The organism is Streptomyces subrutilus, assembly GCF_001746425.1.
GTDB classification, from domain to species: Bacteria; Actinomycetota; Actinomycetes; order Streptomycetales; family Streptomycetaceae; genus Streptomyces; species Streptomyces subrutilus_A.
Genome location: NZ_MEHK01000001.1, coordinates 6,014,582 through 6,030,952, shown reverse-complemented (window position 1 = coordinate 6,030,952; position 16,371 = coordinate 6,014,582). Strand labels below are relative to the sequence as shown.

Here is a 16,371-nt window from a genome sequence, read left to right as displayed (position 1 = left end):
CTCAGGCCAGTCGGAAGACGGGCCCCTTCGGGGTGAACGGCAGGGAGGCACCCTGTGGAACCAGAAAGGCGTGCTCGCGCCGGATCCGCAGGGTGTCGCACCACCCGTCCGTGATCACCAGTACGGGGGCCCCGGGCGGGAAGTCCTGCGCCCGCTGCAGCAGGTCGATGCCCGGCTGCAGCTCCGTCCCGCCCCGGCCGCGCACCCTCACCCGGCCCGCGATCTCGGTCGGGGGCACATAGCCCGCGTCGTACGGCGCCGCGTCGCAGAACACGACGCGGGCGGCCGGCACCTCGCGGGCTTGCGCGTACGAGGCGATGGCGCCGAGCGCCTTGCCGAGCAGGGCGGCGTTCATCGACCCCGAGGTGTCGAGGACCACCCCGAAGGTGCAGCGGGCGGTCTCCTCGGGCGGGAAGTGGCGGCCCGCGCGCGGAATGTCCGGGGTGGACGCCTGGCGGCGCGCCGGGCGCGCGAAGGAGCGGACCGGCACCGGGCGCGGCACGAACTCGTCGAACCAGCGCGCGAGGCGGGCGTCCCAGGGCACGGGAGGGTGGGCGAGCGCCCGGATCTCCTGGATCAGCCCGGCGGGCAGCAGCCCGCGCCGCCCGTACTCGTGCAGGTCGAAGCCCTGGGTCAGGCCGCGCCGGTAGAAGTCGTCCAGGTCCGCGTACGGGACGCTGCCGGGGTGGGCGAGCGGCTCGCCCAGGATGTCCCCGAGGCCCTTGCCGCGCAGGGTCGCGAGGCGGCGCATGCGGCGCAGGTCGGTGGTGATGCGGTCGTAGACCTCCTCGACCGAGAGGTCTTTGAGCTCGGGGTCGTACAGCAGTCCCTCGGGCATCTCCCCGACGGCCATCTCCACGAGCCAGCCGTTCACGACGTAGTCGGCCGCGACGTTGTGCAGGTAGGGGTCGCGGGCGCCGCGGCGCTCGCCGTGGCGCAGCGCGGCGTGCAGCATCTCGTGGGCGAGGATGAACCGCCATTCGCCGTCGGTGAAGCCGCGCAGCGGGTTGACGTAGATCTCCCCGGCGCTCGCGCTGACGGCGGCGATGGCGATCCCTTGGGCGCGGGCCAGCTCGGCGTCGGCGACGATCCGCAGGCCCGCGGCGAGCCCGCCGAGGAGCGGGTAGGAGGAGACGAACCAGTTCAGGGCGCGGTCCCAGGGCTTCGGCTGCCGGAGTTCGCGGCCGCCCGCCCGTTCCATGGTGGCCGAGACGGCCCGGGTCAGGGCGTGTGCGAACGCCGTCTCCCAGTCGGGGACGGTGCCGGACGGCCCGTTCCAGGCCCGCCAGGGGACGAGGACCTGGTCGGGCTGGTCCCCGGCGGCGCCGCAGTGCTCGTAGGCGTCCGGGATGCCGTCGCGCCGCCAGCGGGCGGCGAGCAGCTCCTCGTCCCCGCCGGGGTAGCCCGCGGGGAGGTGGTCGGGGGCGCGGCCGACCGGGAACGTCAGCAGGAAGCGGTTGACCACGGTGCAGCGGGCGGCGAGGTCGAAGCGGTCGGGCCGGGGGCGGTCCTCGTCCTCGGCGGCGGGGACGTGCCCGAAGCCGAGGTGCAGCAGGCAGTGGGCGATCGTCCAGGCCCACTCCGCGGGTTCGGCGAGCCGGGTGGGGTGGACGTGGACGGTGCCGTTGGAGTCGACCGCGGCCAGGCCCCGGGCGGGGGCCGCCGCGCACGCGGCCTCGCGGCAGACGGTGGCGTCGACGGCGGCGAGGGCCGGGTTCCGCTTGACCAGGGCGAGGCCCTCGGCGAACGCCTGGGTGGCGGGGTCGGGCTTGGCCTTCTGCCGCGTACGGCGGCTCACCGGCGGGCCTCGACCAGCCGGGGCATGTCGCGGGCGGCCTCGACGAGGAACCATGCGGGCAGCACGGGCAGGCCGTCGGCGTCGTCGGCGATGACGGTCTGCGCCACCTCGACGGAGATCTCGGCGAGCTGCACGAGCAGCGACTTGGCGCGGTAGGCGGTCTGCCGGACGGCGGGCGAGAGGTGCTCGCGCCGGGCGGGGAGTTCCTTGACCAGGCGGCCCCGGAAGGCTTCGGCGAGGTAGTAGAGCAGGTCGCGGTCGCTGAGGCGGGCGGGCCAGGAGGCGTCGCCCTTGAGGATCGCCTCGATGCCGAAGGTGTGGCGGACGATCTTCGCGTAGCCGCAGAAGGAGACGGCGTGGGCCGGGGTGAGGGTGCCGTGCGCGACGACCTTCAGGGTCTGCTCGTCCAGGCCGGCCCCGAAGGAGTGCAGGGCGTCGGAGAGCATGTGCCAGGAGCGCGGGGTGGAGAAGGCCTCTTCCGTCTTGGGCGGCTGCGACCAGAGGTGGTCGGGCCGGTCGGTGAGGTAGTCGGTCACCCAGGGGTGGATGCCGTTCTCGCCGGCCCAGACCAGCCAGTCCCCCGCGGACGCCTGGAGGTGGACGTGGGTGAGCCGGTTGACGAGGGCGGAGGCGATGGGCCGGGCCAGCGCGTTGTCGGTGGCCCGGTTGCCCGCCCCGATCACGATGGAGCCCGCGGGCAGCTCGTAGGTGCCGATGCGGCGGTCCAGGATCAGCGAGTAGAAGGCCTTCTGGACGTCGGGGCTCGCGGCGTTGAGCTCGTCGAGGAAGAGGCAGTACGGCTCGTCGCGCGCGATGGCCTCGGGCGGGCAGAAGACGGACCGGCCGTCGCGGATCTGCGGGACGCCGATCAGGTCCTCGGGGGCGAGCTGGGTGCCGAGCAGGCTGACGCATTCCAGGCCGAGGGAGTCGGCGAACTTCCGGACGAGCGAGGACTTGCCGATGCCGGGCGCCCCCCAGAGGAACACGGGCCGCACGGTGGCGAGGCCGAGGAGCAGTTCGGGGATCTGGGCGGGGGTGACGGTGACGGCAGCCTGCACGGGGTGGATGTCCTCGGGAGTTCGGGTGCTGTGGTGCCGCCAGTGTGGCCGCACCACGGCGCCCGGAGCATCCTGTTTTTTCCGGCTCCGCAGGCTCCGGGGCCCATGGGGTCGGCCTGCGGGTCCGCCGCCGGGGCCGGCCCCGGCGGCGGACCCGGGTCAGCTCGCGGAGTGCTCCAGCAGGTGCTTGAGCTTCTCCTCGCCCCGGGGCATCTCCTTGCGCGTCATGGGCTTGACCACGAGCGGGACCAGCACCCGGCCCATGCCGTGGCCCTCGAAGTCGACGGAGAGGGTGACGCGAGAGCGGGCCCCGTCGTCGAGGGCTTCGATGTAGCCCCGTACGTCCGGCCGGACGGGCCCGTCGACGCCGTGGAGGTGCCAGCTCCGCGGCGGGTCGAGTGCCGTGTACTGCATGGTCGTGGGGACCCTGCGCCTGCCGATCCGCCGGGTGACGAGGACCGTCGAACCGACGTGGACGGGGAGGTCGCCCACGGGGACGGCGCACACGGCGCTGTCCTGCCACTCCGGCAGGTGCGTGGGGTCGGTGACGTAGGAGTAGACGTCCTCGGGCGTGCGGTCGATGACGATGCTCTTGCTGATCGCGGACATGGCGGCCCCCTGGAGCCCCCCTGGCTGCTCTCCTCCCAAACTACCCCGCGGGTGGGACGGTCGCGCGCCGCCTGCGGGCGGCCATCACGGCGTAGACCGCGACGCCCGCGAAGAGGAACAGCACGCCCTGGTAGACCGCGGCGTAGCCGGATCCCGCCACCAGCCACATGGAGAAGGCGAAGGCCAGAGCGGCCAGGACGCCGTCGCGGACCAGGCGCCCCCGGTGGACCCGCTCGGACCGGCCCGAGAGCAGGAAGTACAGCTGGGCGGCGGTGGAGAGCAGGTAGGGCACGGTCGCGGTGAAGGTGGTGACCAGCACCAGGATCTCGAAGACGCCCTCGGAGCCGGCCGTGTAGTTGTAGAGGGTCAGGGCGGAGGCGAGGAGGACCGTGACGACCACGCCGACCACCGGGACACCCCGCTTCTTCGTCTCGAAGACCTTCGGGAAGAGCCCGTCCTTGGCGGCGGCGTACGGGGTCTGCGCGCTGAGCAGGGTCCAGCCGTTGAGGGCGCCGACCATCGAGATCACGGCCGCGCAGGCGACCACCGTGCCGCCCCAGGTACCGCCGAACATGGCGTTGACGGCGTCCGTGAAGGGGGCCTGGGAGGAGACCAGGGTGTCGTGGGCGACCAGGCCGAAGACGGCGAGGGTGCCCAGCAGGTAGACGGTGGCCGCGCCGACGGTGCCGAGGATGGTGGCCCGGCCGACGTTGCGGGCGGGGTCGCGGACCTCGCCGGCGCTGACGGCGGCGGACTCGACGCCCAGGTAGCTGAAGAGCAGGATCGCGGCGGAGGCGGAGACGGCTCCGACGGCGCTCTGGTCGGTGGCCCGGAAGGGGCCGAGGTTGGCCGGGTCGAAGAACAGCAGTCCGCCGACGGCGACGAGCAGCAGCGGGGCGAACTTCAGGACCGTGGCGACGAGTTGGACGGCCCCGACGTACCGGGTGCCGGCCAGGTTGGCGAGCGCCGGCAGCCACTGCACGGTGAGGGCGGCCAGGCACATGGACCACTTGTGCGCGCCGACGGCGGGGAAGAGCACGCCGAGGTAGCCGACGGCCGCCACCGCGAGGGCCGCGTTGGAGACCCAGGTGGTGATCCAGTAGCTCCAGGCGGCGAGGAATCCGGCGAAGTCGCCGAACGCGGCCCGGGCGTAGACGTACGGGCCGCCGGTCTGCGGGTGCCGCTGGGCGAGGCGGCCGAAGACGAGGGCGAGGGCGACCGCGCCGAGGGTGAGCACGGCGAAGGCGACGAGGCTGATGGTGCCGAACGGTGCCACCGAGGCGGGCAGGAGGAAGATCCCGCCTCCGATGATGTTGCCCATCACCAGGCAGGTGGCGACGGGCAGGCCGAACCGCCGGTCGCCCTGCGGGCGGGGCTCCGCCTCCGCGGTCCTGGAGGTCTCGGCGGGCGGGGCTGCGGTGCTGGTCATCGGTGGTGCGCCTCGGGGTGTCTCACATGGTGGGCAGGTCCCCACATGGTTGACCACGGTCCAGGCGGTACCAAATCACCGGGTTTCGTCCGGCACGGGGCGCCCTGCGGAAGGAAACGTTCCGCCGGGGGCGCGCCACGGCCGGGGATTCTCCTCCACCCCCGGATCCGCCTCCACGGCGACCCGGGTCCCGGCCTGCGCGGCGGGGCGGGGCTCGGTGTCCGGCACGGGCCGGGGGTCGGTGTCCGCGGCGGGGCGGGGCTCGGTGTCCGCGGCGGGCCGGGGGTCGGTGTCCGGCAAGGGGCCGGGCCCTGCCTTCGCCATGGGCCGGGGGTCGGCTTCCACCGCGGGCCGGGCCTCGGCGTCCGGGACGGGCCGGGCCTCGGCGTCCGGCACGGGCCGGGGCTCGGTGTCCAGGCCGGTGCCGTGGGCGTCGGTGCGGGTGTCCGTTCGGCGGTTGACCGGGACCTGCGGGCCGTCCGCCTCCCGCAGCCAGCGCCGCAGCACGCCGTGCACCGCCTCGGCGCCCACCAGCTCGCCGCCCGGGTCCGACAGCTCCGCGGGCCACATCAGGAACGCGTGCCCCTGCTCCCCGCCCAGGCCCCCGTGCGAGCCGATCTGCTCCTCGAAGGCGTGCACCTCGCCCGTCCGCGGGTCGTAGGACGAGTTCACCATCACGTCGGCCACGTGCGGGAAGGTGTCGGTCCGGCGCACGGCCGCGGCCGCCCCGGGGCCGAACGCCGCCAGCAGCTCCTCCGCCTCCCCGGGCACGTCGAGGCGCGCCACCGCCCCGCCCGGCCCCAGCACCACCCCGTCCACCAGCACGAAGCCCACGCCGGGGTGGTTCGCCAGCGTCGCCAGCAGGGCCGGGTGCGTGCGCTCGATCCGCGCGCGGGAGGCCCGGCCGGGGACGTCGGGGAAGGAGATCAGCCCGAGGTTGCCGGAGGCGAGCACCACCGGGTCGGACCCCCGCCGCGGATGGGCCTCCTCGCCCTCCTCCACCGGCCGGTGGAGCGCCGCCAGGACGGCCGCCCGCGCCTCGGCTCCGCTGCGGGTGCGGCCGGCCCGGCGCGAGACGGGCAGTCCGCAGCCCGCCCGGACCAGGTCCTTGAGGGTGAGCCCGTACCGCCCGAGGAAGGTCTCCCCCGGGCTCTGCCCGTGGTCGGACAGCAGCACGATCCGGTAGGCGCGCGGCGCGTGCTCGGCGACCCGGGCGATCAGCGCGAGGCTGCGGTCGAGGCGCGCCAGCACCTGCTCGGCGTCCCGGCCGTGCGGGCCGGAGTGGTGCGCGACCTCGTCGTAGGCGACCAGGTCGGCGTAGACCGCGGCGCGCCCGGCCAGCATGTCGCCGATCACGGCGGACACGACCACGTCCCGTTCGACCACGGTCGCGAAGGCCCGGATCAGCGGGTACAGCCCGCCGCGCGCCACGCGCAGCCGGTCCCCGCGGATCCGCGCGCGCACCGACTGACCGATCTCCCGGGCCACTTCGGCGACGAAGGACAGGGCGGTGCGGACGGCGTTGGCCGGATCGGAGAAGTACGCGAAGTAGCCGGCCCGGGACCGGTTCGCCCGGCCCCGGCGTGCGGACACCGAGAGCACCAGCGCCAGTTGGTCCGCGCCCCCGCTGAACAGGTTGCCGCGGCTGGCCCCGTCGAGGGTGAGCAGGCCGCCGTCCGCGGTCCGTGCGACGGCGCGCCGCTGGAGTTCGGCCGCGCTGGTGGGCCGGTTGCAGACGACCACCTCGCCGGTGTCCTTCTCGTACCAGCGGAACGCGGGCACGTCGAACGTGGAGCCGTGCAGGATGCCGAGCTGGCTGGCGCCGGTCTGGCTCGACCAGTCGGTGCGCCAGGACGCGAGGCGGTGGCCGCCGTCCAGCCGGCCGGCGACGGTCGGCATCAGGCCGTCGGCCGAGGCCCGGCGCAGCGTCTCGTACCCGACCCCGTCGAGCTGGAGGAAGACCAGCCCGGGCGCGGACTCGCCGGCCCCGGGCGCCCCCGCCCTGCGCTGCCGGCGTCGGCGCCGGTCGGCGAGGCGGTAGAGGCGCCGCCGGTAGGCCTCGTCGTCGCGCACGGCGAGCGCCGTCGAGGTCGCGGAGGCCACGGCCGACATCACGGCGGCCACCACCACGGCCGTGTCGGGGGCCACCTCGCCGCGCCCCGCGGGGATCAGGCTGAGAGCCATCAGCAGCAGGGAGCCGTTGAGGAAGAAGACGAGCAAGCCGAGCACCAGGGCGGGCACCAGCAGCAGGGCCCGTACGAGCACGGGCCAGACCAGCGCGCTCAGCAGGCCGAAGGCGCCGGCGCCCCAAACCGCCGTCAGCCCGATCTGGGTGAGGGTGTCACCGTCCCCGGACCGGAGCCGGAAGTCCGGCAGGATGCCCGCCAGCGCGAGCATCGTCAGGGTGGACACCGCCCAGACGAGGACCACCCGCACCAGAGCACCGCCGGCGGTCCGCCACCGTCCTCGCCACACGCCGCAACCTCCCGCGAGCCCGTCCCGCCTCCAGGCTCGCACAGCCAGGCTCACCCGGCCGGGCGACACGGACGGCGCACGGATGTGCAGACCGGGCCCGCCCCGGCCGCGAGGTCCGGTGCCGGGCGGCGCGGGCCCGGCAGGACGCGACAGGTCCTAGGTGCCGTCGTAGCCCGCCGTCGGCATGGACAGCCGGCGGTGCACCTCGGCCTTCATCGCCGGGGTGTACGCGGGCTCCTGGTGCCCGGCCGTCTCCAGGCGCACCCCGCGCCGCTCGCACTCGGCGCCGAACTCCTCGACGGAGCCCAGCGCGCGGGCCAGCACCCGGTGGTTGGCGGCGACGAAGAGGTGGACCTGCCCGGCGTCGACGTCGGACCAGAGCCCGCAGTGGTCGGCGCGCAGCCCGTAGACGAGCAGTTCCCGCGTGACGACGTACCCGCGGTCGGCGGCCCACCGCGAGCACGCGGCGTGCTGGCTGCGGGTGTCCACGGCGAAGGGGTCGGCGTCGAGTTCCTCGAGGGGGGCCAGGCTGGCGATCGCGGCCACGCGCAGCTCTTCCATGCCGCCCGACCCTACTCCGATCCACGGCCGTGGAGGAGGGGGCGGCCGCCTTCGGGTTCCGGGCGGACGCGCGGGGCAGCCTCTAGGGTCGTGGGAGCTGTGCGGAGCCCGTGCGGCGCTGTGAGGGAGGGAGGCCGGTGCCGGTGGAGATCACCTGGTGGGGTCATGCCACGTGCACGGTCGAGGACTCCGGGGTGCGGCTGCTGACGGATCCGCTGTTCGCCCGGCGGCTGGCTCATCTGCGGCGGCGGCGCGGGGCGGTGCCCCCGCCCGAGGCGGCGCGGGCGGACGTGGTGCTGGTCTCGCACCTGCACGCCGACCACCTGCACCTGCCCTCGCTGGGGCTGCTGGCGCCCGGTACCCGGCTGCTGGTGCCGCGCGGTGCGCGCCGGGCCGTGCCGGGGCTGGCCCGGACGGCCGGGCTGCGCGGACTGGCGGTGACGGAGGTGGCGCCGGGCGAGGAGCTGCCCGTGGGGAACGGCGTACGGGTACGGGTGGTCAGCGCCCTGCACGACGGCCGGCGGCTGCCGTTCGGGCCGCGGCGCGCGCCGGCCCTCGGGTACGTGGTCGAGGGCGCGTCCCGGACCTACTTCGCCGGGGACACCGGGTTGTTCGCGACGATGGCCGAGGAGGTCGGACCGGTGGACGTGGCCCTGCTGCCGGTGGGCGGCTGGGGTCCGTACCTGGGTCCGGGGCACCTGGACGCGGAGCGGGCGGCGACGGCGCTGGCCGAGCTGGCGCCGGCGGCGGCGGTCCCGGTGCACTACGGGACGTACTGGCCGATCGGGATGGACGCGGTGCGCCCGCACGAGTTCCACGCGCCGGGCGAGCAGTTCGCGTACCGGGCGGCGCGGGTCGCGCCCAAGGTGACGGTACGGGTGCCCGCGCACGGCGAGCGGGTACGGCTTCCGTGACCTGGCACACGATCACGGCGGCGGCCGGGCAGGTGCCGCCGGAGACCGCCCAGCAGGCGGTGGGCTACCCGGCGTTGTTCGTGCTGGTGGCGCTCGGCGCGCTGGTGCCGGTGATCCCGACGGGGGCGCTGGTGAGTACGGCCGCGGTGGTGGCGTTCCATCAGGAGTCACTGCCGTTCGCGGTGTTGCTGGTGTTCGCGGTGTCGGCGCTGGCCGCGTTCACCGGGGACCTCGCGCTGTACTGGCTCGGGCGGCGCGGGGTGCGTTCGCGGGGCGGCTCCCGCTGGCTGGAGGCGCTGCGCGGCCGGGCCACGCCCGAGCGGCTGGAGCAGGCTCAGGCGAAGCTGGACGAGCACGGGGTGCTGGTCCTGGTGGTCTCCCGGCTGGTTCCGGCGGGCCGCATCCCGGTGATGCTGGCCTGCCTGCTGGCGGAGCTGCCGCTGCACCGCTTCGCCCGCGGTGACGGTCCGGCCTGTCTGGCGTGGGCGGCGGCGTACGGCCTGATCGGCATCCTGGGCGGCTCGCTCTTCTCGGAGCCGTGGAAGGGCGTGGCCCTGGCGGTGGGCCTGGCCTTGCTGATCAGCGCGGGTCCGGCGGTGTGGCGGCGGATCGGCCCGGGCGGGGCCGGCCCGGGCCGGGGTTAGACCGTCTCCTTCGGGTCTTGTCGGCCGAGGGTGCGGGAGGCGCCGATGGGGAGGTCCCACAGGTCCTCGCGGGGCAGGGACGCGCGGGCCCAGGCGGCCCGGACGCGGTGCAGGGGTTCCATCACCGGTTCGGCGGAGAGCACGAAGGCGGCCCAGTGCATGGGGGCCATCCGCCGGGCGCCGAGGTCGAGGAAGGCCTGTACGGCCTCCTCGGGGTCGGCGTGGACGTCGCCGAGCCACCAGCGCGGGGCGTAGGCGCCGATGGGCAGCAGGGCGAGGTCGATGCCGGGGTGGCGGCGGCCGATCTCAGCGAACCAGTGGCCGTAGCCGGTGTCGCCGGCGAAGTAGAGCGTGCGCGGGGCGGGGCTGCGGGTGTCGGTGAGGATCCAGCCGCCCCACAGGGACCGGCAGGTGTCGAGCAGCGAGCGCTTGGACCAGTGGTGGGCCGGTACGAACTCGAAGCGGACGCCGTCCAGTTCGGCCGACTCCCACCAGTCGAGCTCGGTGACCCGGGTGAAGCCGCGGCGGCGGAACCAGCGGGCCAGACCGGCCGGGACGAAGAGGGCGGTGTGCCGCGGCAGCCGCTTGAGGGTGGGGGCGTCGAGGTGGTCGTAGTGGTTGTGGCTGATGACCACCGCGTCCACCGGCGGCAGGTCCTCCCAGCGGACTCCGACGGGCGTCATCCGGGACGGGGTGCCGAGGATCCGCCGGGACCAGACGGGGTCGGTCAGTACGGTCAGCCCGCCGGTCCGCAGCACCCAGCTGGCGTGCCCGGCCCAGGTGGCACAGACCGTGCCGGGGCCCGCCGGGGGCAGGGGGGCCGGCGCGTACGGCAGGTCGGGGATCCCGCGCAGCCCGTCCGGCCCGGGCCGGAACCCGCCCTCCCGCGCGAGCCGCGCGAAGCCGCGGACACCGGGGAGCGGGGTGGTGAGCCGGTCCGCGAAGGAACGGGGCCACCGCCGGTGCTCCCCGATCGGCCGAGGCGCCGGCGCCTCGGCCGGCGGGGCAACGGGAGCGGCCCGCCCCGGGGCATCGGCAGAGGCGGGGGCAGACCCCGGCTGCACGTCGGCGGCCGCGGGCGCGGCCTCGGGCGCGGGCGCGGCCTCGGGCGCGGGCGCGGCCTCGGGCGCGGGCGCGGCCTCGGGCGCGGGCGCGGCCTCGGGCGCGGGCGCGGTCGCGGGCACGGGCGCGGTCGCGGGCACGGGCGCGGCGGGGCCAGGCGCGGCAGCGGCGGCAGCAGCAGCAGCAGCGAAGCTGCCGGGCCCCGCGCCAAGGGCGGGAGCGGCAATGGGCGTGGGCGCGGCAGCGGCCTCGGGCGCGGCCGCGGCGAAGTCGCCGGGGTCGGTGGATGGGGCGGCGGGGGTGAAGCCGGGGGCAGGCGGTGGGGTGGGCGGGGGGGGGGGCATCGGGCGGGCTCCGTTCACCGGGGCGGGCATCAGGTCAGTCCGGCCAGTACCGATCCGAGGAGGTCCAGGGAGCGCCGTACGTGCGGCAGGGCGAGCGGGTCGCGGGCGGTGAGGGCGGCCAGCCGTTCCTCCGGGGTGGCGCCCAGCAGCGGCCCGGTCGACAGCCGTACCCGCAGGGCCACCGGTTCGTCCGCGAACCGCTGCCCGCCCGGGGTGGGCGCGCCCAGCCGGGCGCCGAACCAGTCCTCCAGTTCCATGGCGTCGCCGACCCCCTGCCGGGCCAGGCCCTCCCGCAGCGGGGACAGGTCCGCGTAGAGGTGCCGGCCGGCCTCCGGGGGCCGGGCCAGCGCCCCGACGGCGAGGAGCTCCCGGTGCGCGGCGGCGGCTACCGCACCGTGCAGGGCGGCGGCCGCGCAGACCCGCCCCGCGACGGCGTCGGGTTCGTCGAGGGCGTACGCGGCGGCCCCGGCGACCGGGCCCGCGACCAGCGCGCCGGTGGCGGTCAGGACGTCGAGGGTGCGGGCGCGCAGCCAGGTCCCGCGCGGGGTGTCGGGGAAGCGGGCCACGGCGGCGGGCCAGCCGGCGGGCAGCAGCGCCCCGGACAGGTCGACGAGGACGGCCGCCCGGTCGGGGAGCATCTCGGCGGGGCTGAGGACCAGGGTGTCGTGCGGCCGGTGCACGGTGTCGCGCCAGCTCTCGTCGCTGACGACGAAGAGCCCGGCGGATTCGGCGGCCTCGCAGGCCTCGCGCAGCATCTCGGGCGGCGGCACGGTCGCGGTCGGGTCGTCGGCCACCGACAGGAGCAGCACGCGCGGGTCGCCGCCTTCGGCGCGCACCCTCCGTACGGTCTCCAGCAGGGCGTACGGGTCCGGGATGCCGCCGCATTCGGCCGGCGTCGGCACGTGGTAGGCCCGCCGTCCCAGCAGCCGGACCTGCGGGGTCCACCAGGCGGGACAGGGCCGCGGCAGCATCACGTCGCCCCCGTACGCGCCGAGCAGCGCGAGCAGCAGCGCCGGGGCTCCGGGCCCGGCGGCCACGTCCTCCGGCGCGGTGATCAGCCCGCGGCGCCCCCAGTGGCGGCAGGCGGCCTCCCGGACGGGCCCCCCGCCGCCGGGGGGTTCGGGGGCCGAGCGCCCGGCGGACGCGGCCAGCACGCCGACGAGTCCGGGCAGCACGGGCAGGCCGGGCTCGGGCGCGGGCGGGCCGTACCGGACCGGGCCGCGGCCCTCCGCCGTGGTGCGCTGCATCCCCTCCACCGTCGCCGCCTTCCGCGCTCGTCCCGCTCAGCTCCTCCAGCCCTGCCTTTATACGATTAATTGGGCCGTTACGCCCGCTCTCGCCCTCCGGGCCGAGGGGGCTCAGCCGCGCCTCCCCAGCAGCCTCAGCAGCCTCGTCTGCGCGTCCGCCCCGGCCGGAACCTCGAGCGGAGCGGCGTACATCCCGCTCGCCGCGAGCCCGCCGGCGTACGGCATGACCTCCTTGAGGGAGAACTCGACGAGGCCGTCCGGCAGCCGGTCGTCCGCGCCGATCGCCCGGGACAGGTCCCAGATGTGCACGACGCAGTCGGCGGTCAGCTCGGAGCAGTACGCCGAGCCGAGCGCGGGCCCGTAGGAGAGCCTGACGGTCCGGTCGAGCGCACCGGGGGCCGCGAAGGCGGCCTGCGCGGCGGCGGAGGCCCGGTCCCAGGCGGCCACCGGGTCCGCGCCGAGCACGTCACCGGAGAACGCGTCGCCCATCTCCCCGGCCGTGCGGCCCTCCGAGACCAGCGGCGGGATCCACAGCTGCTCCCCCGTCACGTGGTTGACCAGGTCCCGCACGCTCCACTCCGTGCACGGGGTCGGCGCGTCCCACTGGCCGTCCCCGACGGCGCGCAGGCGCTCGCCGAAGAGCCGAAGTGCCTGTGCGTGCCGCTCCAGCAGCGATTCCGGCATGGCTCTCACCGTCCTGGTACGACCGTTCCCCCTGGGCCCCACTCTCCTCGCCCACACAGGCCCCTGCCAGCCGGGCCGCGCGGCGCGGCAGGGGGTGGCGCCGCCCGCTCCGGAGGCGCCGTCGGCCGGCTCCGGGCCCGTCGGATCACGGCGGAATGTCACCCGCCTCCCGGCGCAGCGTCCTGGCCGTCCTCGCTTCCGCGGCCGCGTCCGTCGCACTCGGCTCCCTGACCGCCGCGGTCCCGCCCCGAGCCGCCGCGCCGTCCGCCGCCCTCGGCGCCGCGCCGTCCGCGCTCGCGGGCACACCCCTGCCGCCGCGCTCGGGTCGGCCGACACCGACCACGGGCACATGGCCGGCCTGGGCGGCGCCTCCCTCGACGGCACGCACCGGCACGTCCGCAGAAGCTGCACACCGTGCACCGCCTCGGACGGCCGCGGGGCCCGGCGGCCGTCAGTCCGGCGGCCGCACGCGGAAGTCGTAGCGGGGCGGGAGGGGTTGGCCGGTGAGCGTCGACCAGACCTCGCCGAGGGTCTCCTCGCCCTCCCGCAGGTCCGGCACCTCGAAGCCGTCCTCGAACACCCGCCGCGAAGGCGTCCAGCGCGTCCTGCGCCGCGCCGCGGGCCGCCGCCCAGTCGGTGCCGTGCACGGCCCGGGCCGGGGTGGCCAGCGGTCCGTACGCCTCCAGCCAGCTGAACTCCGCCCCGGCCTCGAGCCGTACGTGCTCCAGCTCGGTGCGGGCCCCCCGGCCTGGATCTCCGCGTATCGGCCCGTGCCCGGCTCCGTCAGCCACTCCTGCCGGCGCCGGCCGCCGCCGCCCGAGCCCCAGACGAACAGCTTGCGCCCGCGCAGCCGCGCGCGCCCGCCGAGCCCGGGGAGCACGGTGACCCGCAGGTGCTCGTTCTCGATGACGACCGACTCGAACTCCCGCTCCGTGCGCTCGCGTCCGTAGCCGTCCCGGAGCCGGACCGGCAGCAGCGAGCGCAGCGGCTCGTACCCGATCTTCCGCGCCATGTCGCGCGGCAGGCCCTCGCGCGACCGCTCGTCCAGTTCGTGGACCCCGCCCGGCGCGCGCAGGGCGGGCAGCGGGTTCTCGGGCCCCAACGGGGCTGCGGGAAGGCTCAGTAGGGCGAGTCGGACGGTGGTGGCCATATGGGAAGGGAACACGCGGCGGGGGCCGCTGCACAGGGGTTGCGCGGATCCCCGCCGGTCAGGATTGGGCAAAGACCCAAGGGGGCCGACAGGGCCTAGCGGAACGCGCCCGCGACGAGGTCGGCGAGCAGGGCGCCCGCCCGGCCGTCCGGGTCCAGATCCGGGTCGTAGATCGTGACGTTGACGCCGACGCAGCGCGGCGAGTTCACCAACACGCCCAGAAGTTCCGCGAGTTCGTCCGGAAGGAGCCCGCCGGGGTCCGGGCTGTCCACGGCCGGCATGACGCTCGGGTCCAGTACATCGGCGTCCAGGTGCACCCAGAACCCGGCCGCGGCCGGCGGACGCAGTCCGTCCAGCGCCGTCCGGGCCGCCGGTCCGGCGCCGCGCTCGCGGATCTCCCCGACGGTGGCCACACGGATCCCGGCCGCGCGCAGCTCGGCGAGGTCGGCGTCGCCGTCGCGGACCCCGAAGAGCCGTACGTCCTCGTCCCGCAGGTACGGCGAGCGGCCCTCCAGGTCGGCGAGGGCGGCCTGCCCGCGGCCCGTCGCGAGGGCGAGCTCCTCCCCGCCGGCGGCGCCGACCGGCCCGTTCACGTCCTCGTTGCCGGGGTGGCGGAAGTCGGCGGAGCCGTCGATGGCGGCCAGCCCGTACCGGCCGAGCCGGCGCATGGCCAGCGAGGCGCCGAGCTGGATCGAGCAGTCGCCGCCGAGGACGACGGGGAACTCCCCGGCCCTCAGGTGTCGTTCGATCCGGTCGGCGAGGGTGACCGTGTACGCGGCGAGGGCGTCGGCGTGGAACACGCCGTCGCCCTCCTTCCAGTCCCCGCGGTCGTAGCGCGGCGGGACCACCACCCCGCCCTCACGTGCGCCGAGCCGGGCCAGCAGGCCCTGGTCCCGCAGGGCTCCGGCGAGCTTGTAGACGCCGGGCACGGTGCCGGGCGCGGGCGGGCGCAGGCCCAGGTTGGACGGGGCGTCGAGGAGCACGAGGGATCGCATGGCCCCATCCTGGCCGACGCCGCCGCTACGGGAGCGGCATTTCGGCGGTGACGGCCCAGCGCTCGTGGTCGCGCCAGGCCCCGTCGACGTGAAGGAAGTCAGGCGAGAGTCCCTCAAGCCGGAAGCCGGCGCCGCGGACGAGCGCGATCGAGGCGGTGTTGCCGGGCTGGATGTTGGCCTCCAGGCGGTGCAGGCCGAGTCCGCCCGCGCAGGCCGGGGCGAAGGCGTGCCCGAGGACCAGGCGCAGCGCCTCGTGGAACAGGCCCCGCCCGGCGGCGTGCGCGAAGGCCCCGTAGCCGAGGGCGCCGCACTGGAAGGCGCCCCGCACGATGTTGTTGACGTTGACGAAGCCCGCGAGGGCCCCGGTCCCGAGTTCGCAGACGAGGAACCCGGCCCGGCCGTCGCCCTCGGTCAGCCGGGCCGCGTACGGCTCGTACTCCTCGATGGTCGCGGGCGGGAACAGCCAGGGCCGGTGGAGCTCCCGGCTCTCGTGCGCGCGGGCGGTGAACTCCGGTCCGTCGGCGAGCCGGTAGGGCCGCAGGCCCACGCGGGCGCCCTCCCGCAGGTACGTGGAAAATGTCATCCGCCCAGGTTAGGAGGTGACAGGATCACCGGCGTGATCATCACCCCTGACCTGGACGAACTCCTGCGCGCGGCGGCACGCGACAATGCCGAGTGGTGCGACGCGGTCGCGCGCGGCCACGGGCCGGCCGGCGCGTTCGGTCCGGACGCGTGGACCAGCGCGCGCCGGACCCCGCCGCTGTACCCCGATGCCGTGACCCTCGCCCCGGGCGCCTCGGCGCCGGCGCTGGTGGCCGCGATCGACACCGGGAACCCCGGCTGCTCGGTCAAGGACAGCTTCGCCGACCTGGACCTGGCCGGGGACGGCTTCGAGGTGCTGTTCGAGGCCCGGTGGATCCACCGCCCGGCCGCGGCGCCCGCCCCGGCCGCCGGTTCCCGCCTGGAGTGGTCCGCGGTCAGCGGCTCCGCCGAACTGGCGCGGTGGGAGGCCGCCTGGGACGGCGAGGGGAGCACGGGCCTGTTCCACCCCGCCCTGCCGGGCCGGGACGCCGTCTTCCTGGCGGGCCGCGCCGGGGGCCGGATCGTGGCCGGGGCCGTCGCGCACCGGGGCAGCGGCGCGGTGGTGGGCCTGTCCAACCTGTTCGCCCACGACGAGGCCGACACCGACGCCGCCTGGGCGGGCGCGCTCACGGCGATCGCCGCCCGCTGGCCGGACCTGCCGGTCGTCGGCTACGAGTCGGGCGACGACCTCGCGGCCGCCGTACGCGCCGGGTTCACCCCGGTCGGCCCGCTCCGCGTCTGGCTGCACACGGCCTGAGCCGTACCCGGCGCCGGGCCCGAGCCCTGCCCGGCGCCCGGCCCGGCCCGAGCCGCTCCCGC

The 16,371-nt window shown here is 76.3% G+C and carries 14 protein-coding genes and 1 pseudogene; 3 read left to right on the top strand and 12 right to left on the bottom strand.

Annotated elements, in window-relative coordinates:
- Position 1: 1 nt before the first annotated feature.
- The 6 genes from BGK67_RS27865 to BGK67_RS27840 form a co-directional block, all read right to left on the bottom strand.
- Positions 2-1,798 carry a vWA domain-containing protein gene (locus BGK67_RS27865; protein WP_069922651.1) on the bottom strand — a complete coding sequence of 599 codons (1,797 nt, stop codon included), beginning with the start codon at positions 1,796-1,798 and terminating at the stop codon, positions 2-4.
- Positions 1,795-2,856 carry an ATP-binding protein gene (locus tag BGK67_RS27860; protein ID WP_069922650.1) on the bottom strand — a complete coding sequence of 354 codons (1,062 nt, stop codon included), beginning with the start codon at positions 2,854-2,856 and terminating at the stop codon, positions 1,795-1,797. The genes BGK67_RS27865 and BGK67_RS27860 overlap by 4 nt, the downstream gene beginning before the upstream one ends.
- Before the next feature lie 159 nt (positions 2,857-3,015).
- Positions 3,016-3,465, bottom strand: a complete 450-nt coding sequence (locus BGK67_RS27855) for an SRPBCC family protein (RefSeq protein WP_069922649.1) — start codon at positions 3,463-3,465, stop codon at positions 3,016-3,018.
- A gap of 40 nt (positions 3,466-3,505) precedes the next feature.
- Positions 3,506-4,894 (bottom strand): amino acid permease, encoded by a 1,389-nt coding sequence (locus tag BGK67_RS27850; protein WP_069922648.1) that lies wholly within the window; start codon positions 4,892-4,894, stop codon positions 3,506-3,508.
- A gap of 75 nt (positions 4,895-4,969) precedes the next feature.
- On the bottom strand, positions 4,970-7,369 hold the full coding sequence (locus BGK67_RS27845) for a phage holin family protein (RefSeq protein WP_244291324.1): 2,400 nt from the start codon (positions 7,367-7,369) through the stop codon (positions 4,970-4,972).
- 156 nt (positions 7,370-7,525) lie between these two features.
- Complete coding sequence (locus tag BGK67_RS27840) at positions 7,526-7,930, bottom strand: hypothetical protein (protein WP_069922647.1); 405 nt, start codon at positions 7,928-7,930, stop codon at positions 7,526-7,528.
- Between the two features lie 137 nt (positions 7,931-8,067).
- Between BGK67_RS27840 and BGK67_RS27835 the strand changes: the two genes are divergently transcribed.
- Together BGK67_RS27835 and BGK67_RS27830 are read left to right on the top strand one after the other, a co-directional pair.
- The gene (locus tag BGK67_RS27835) at positions 8,068-8,844 is read left to right on the top strand and encodes an MBL fold metallo-hydrolase (protein WP_069922646.1); all 777 of its coding nucleotides are present in this window, start codon (positions 8,068-8,070) and stop codon (positions 8,842-8,844) included.
- Complete coding sequence (locus BGK67_RS27830; RefSeq protein ID WP_244291323.1) at positions 8,841-9,488, top strand: DedA family protein; 648 nt, start codon at positions 8,841-8,843, stop codon at positions 9,486-9,488. The genes BGK67_RS27835 and BGK67_RS27830 overlap by 4 nt, the downstream gene beginning before the upstream one ends.
- Here BGK67_RS27830 and BGK67_RS27825 read toward each other — a convergent pair.
- The 6 genes and pseudogenes from BGK67_RS27825 to BGK67_RS27795 form a co-directional block, all read right to left on the bottom strand.
- Positions 9,485-10,552 carry an MBL fold metallo-hydrolase gene (locus BGK67_RS27825; RefSeq protein WP_069924155.1) on the bottom strand — a complete coding sequence of 356 codons (1,068 nt, stop codon included), beginning with the start codon at positions 10,550-10,552 and terminating at the stop codon, positions 9,485-9,487. The two genes, BGK67_RS27830 and BGK67_RS27825, sit on opposite strands and share 4 nt — an antisense overlap.
- 371 nt (positions 10,553-10,923) lie before the next feature.
- Positions 10,924-12,141 carry an aminotransferase class I/II-fold pyridoxal phosphate-dependent enzyme gene (locus BGK67_RS27820; protein ID WP_069924154.1) on the bottom strand — a complete coding sequence of 406 codons (1,218 nt, stop codon included), beginning with the start codon at positions 12,139-12,141 and terminating at the stop codon, positions 10,924-10,926.
- Between the two features lie 111 nt (positions 12,142-12,252).
- Positions 12,253-12,825 (bottom strand): TIGR03086 family metal-binding protein, encoded by a 573-nt coding sequence (locus BGK67_RS27815; protein WP_069922645.1) that lies wholly within the window; start codon positions 12,823-12,825, stop codon positions 12,253-12,255.
- A gap of 617 nt (positions 12,826-13,442) precedes the next feature.
- A pseudogene (locus BGK67_RS27805) lies at positions 13,443-13,975 on the bottom strand (hypothetical protein); the annotation flags it as partial.
- Between the two features lie 95 nt (positions 13,976-14,070).
- Positions 14,071-14,970 carry an arginase family protein gene (locus tag BGK67_RS27800; protein WP_069922642.1) on the bottom strand — a complete coding sequence of 300 codons (900 nt, stop codon included), beginning with the start codon at positions 14,968-14,970 and terminating at the stop codon, positions 14,071-14,073.
- A 25-nt stretch (positions 14,971-14,995) separates the two neighbouring features.
- Positions 14,996-15,553 (bottom strand): GNAT family N-acetyltransferase, encoded by a 558-nt coding sequence (locus BGK67_RS27795; protein WP_069922641.1) that lies wholly within the window; start codon positions 15,551-15,553, stop codon positions 14,996-14,998.
- Between the two features lie 33 nt (positions 15,554-15,586).
- Between BGK67_RS27795 and BGK67_RS27790 the strand changes: the two genes are divergently transcribed.
- Positions 15,587-16,309 (top strand): hypothetical protein, encoded by a 723-nt coding sequence (locus tag BGK67_RS27790; protein ID WP_208948759.1) that lies wholly within the window; start codon positions 15,587-15,589, stop codon positions 16,307-16,309.
- Positions 16,310-16,371: the final 62 nt, after the last annotated feature.

Excerpts from the sequence above, each read along its gene's own strand:
- BGK67_RS27855 (WP_069922649.1), bottom strand. The coding sequence starts at position 3,465 with ATGTCCGCGATCAGCAAGAGCATCGTCATCGACCGCACGCCCGAGGAC.
- BGK67_RS27850 (WP_069922648.1), bottom strand. The coding sequence starts at position 4,894 with ATGACCAGCACCGCAGCCCCGCCCGCCGAGACCTCCAGGACCGCGGAG.
- BGK67_RS27840 (WP_069922647.1), bottom strand. The coding sequence starts at position 7,930 with ATGGAAGAGCTGCGCGTGGCCGCGATCGCCAGCCTGGCCCCCCTCGAG.
- BGK67_RS27820 (WP_069924154.1), bottom strand. The coding sequence starts at position 12,141 with ATGCAGCGCACCACGGCGGAGGGCCGCGGCCCGGTCCGGTACGGCCCG.
- BGK67_RS27815 (WP_069922645.1), bottom strand. The coding sequence starts at position 12,825 with ATGCCGGAATCGCTGCTGGAGCGGCACGCACAGGCACTTCGGCTCTTC.
- BGK67_RS27800 (WP_069922642.1), bottom strand. The coding sequence starts at position 14,970 with ATGCGATCCCTCGTGCTCCTCGACGCCCCGTCCAACCTGGGCCTGCGC.
- BGK67_RS27795 (WP_069922641.1), bottom strand. The coding sequence starts at position 15,553 with ATGACATTTTCCACGTACCTGCGGGAGGGCGCCCGCGTGGGCCTGCGG.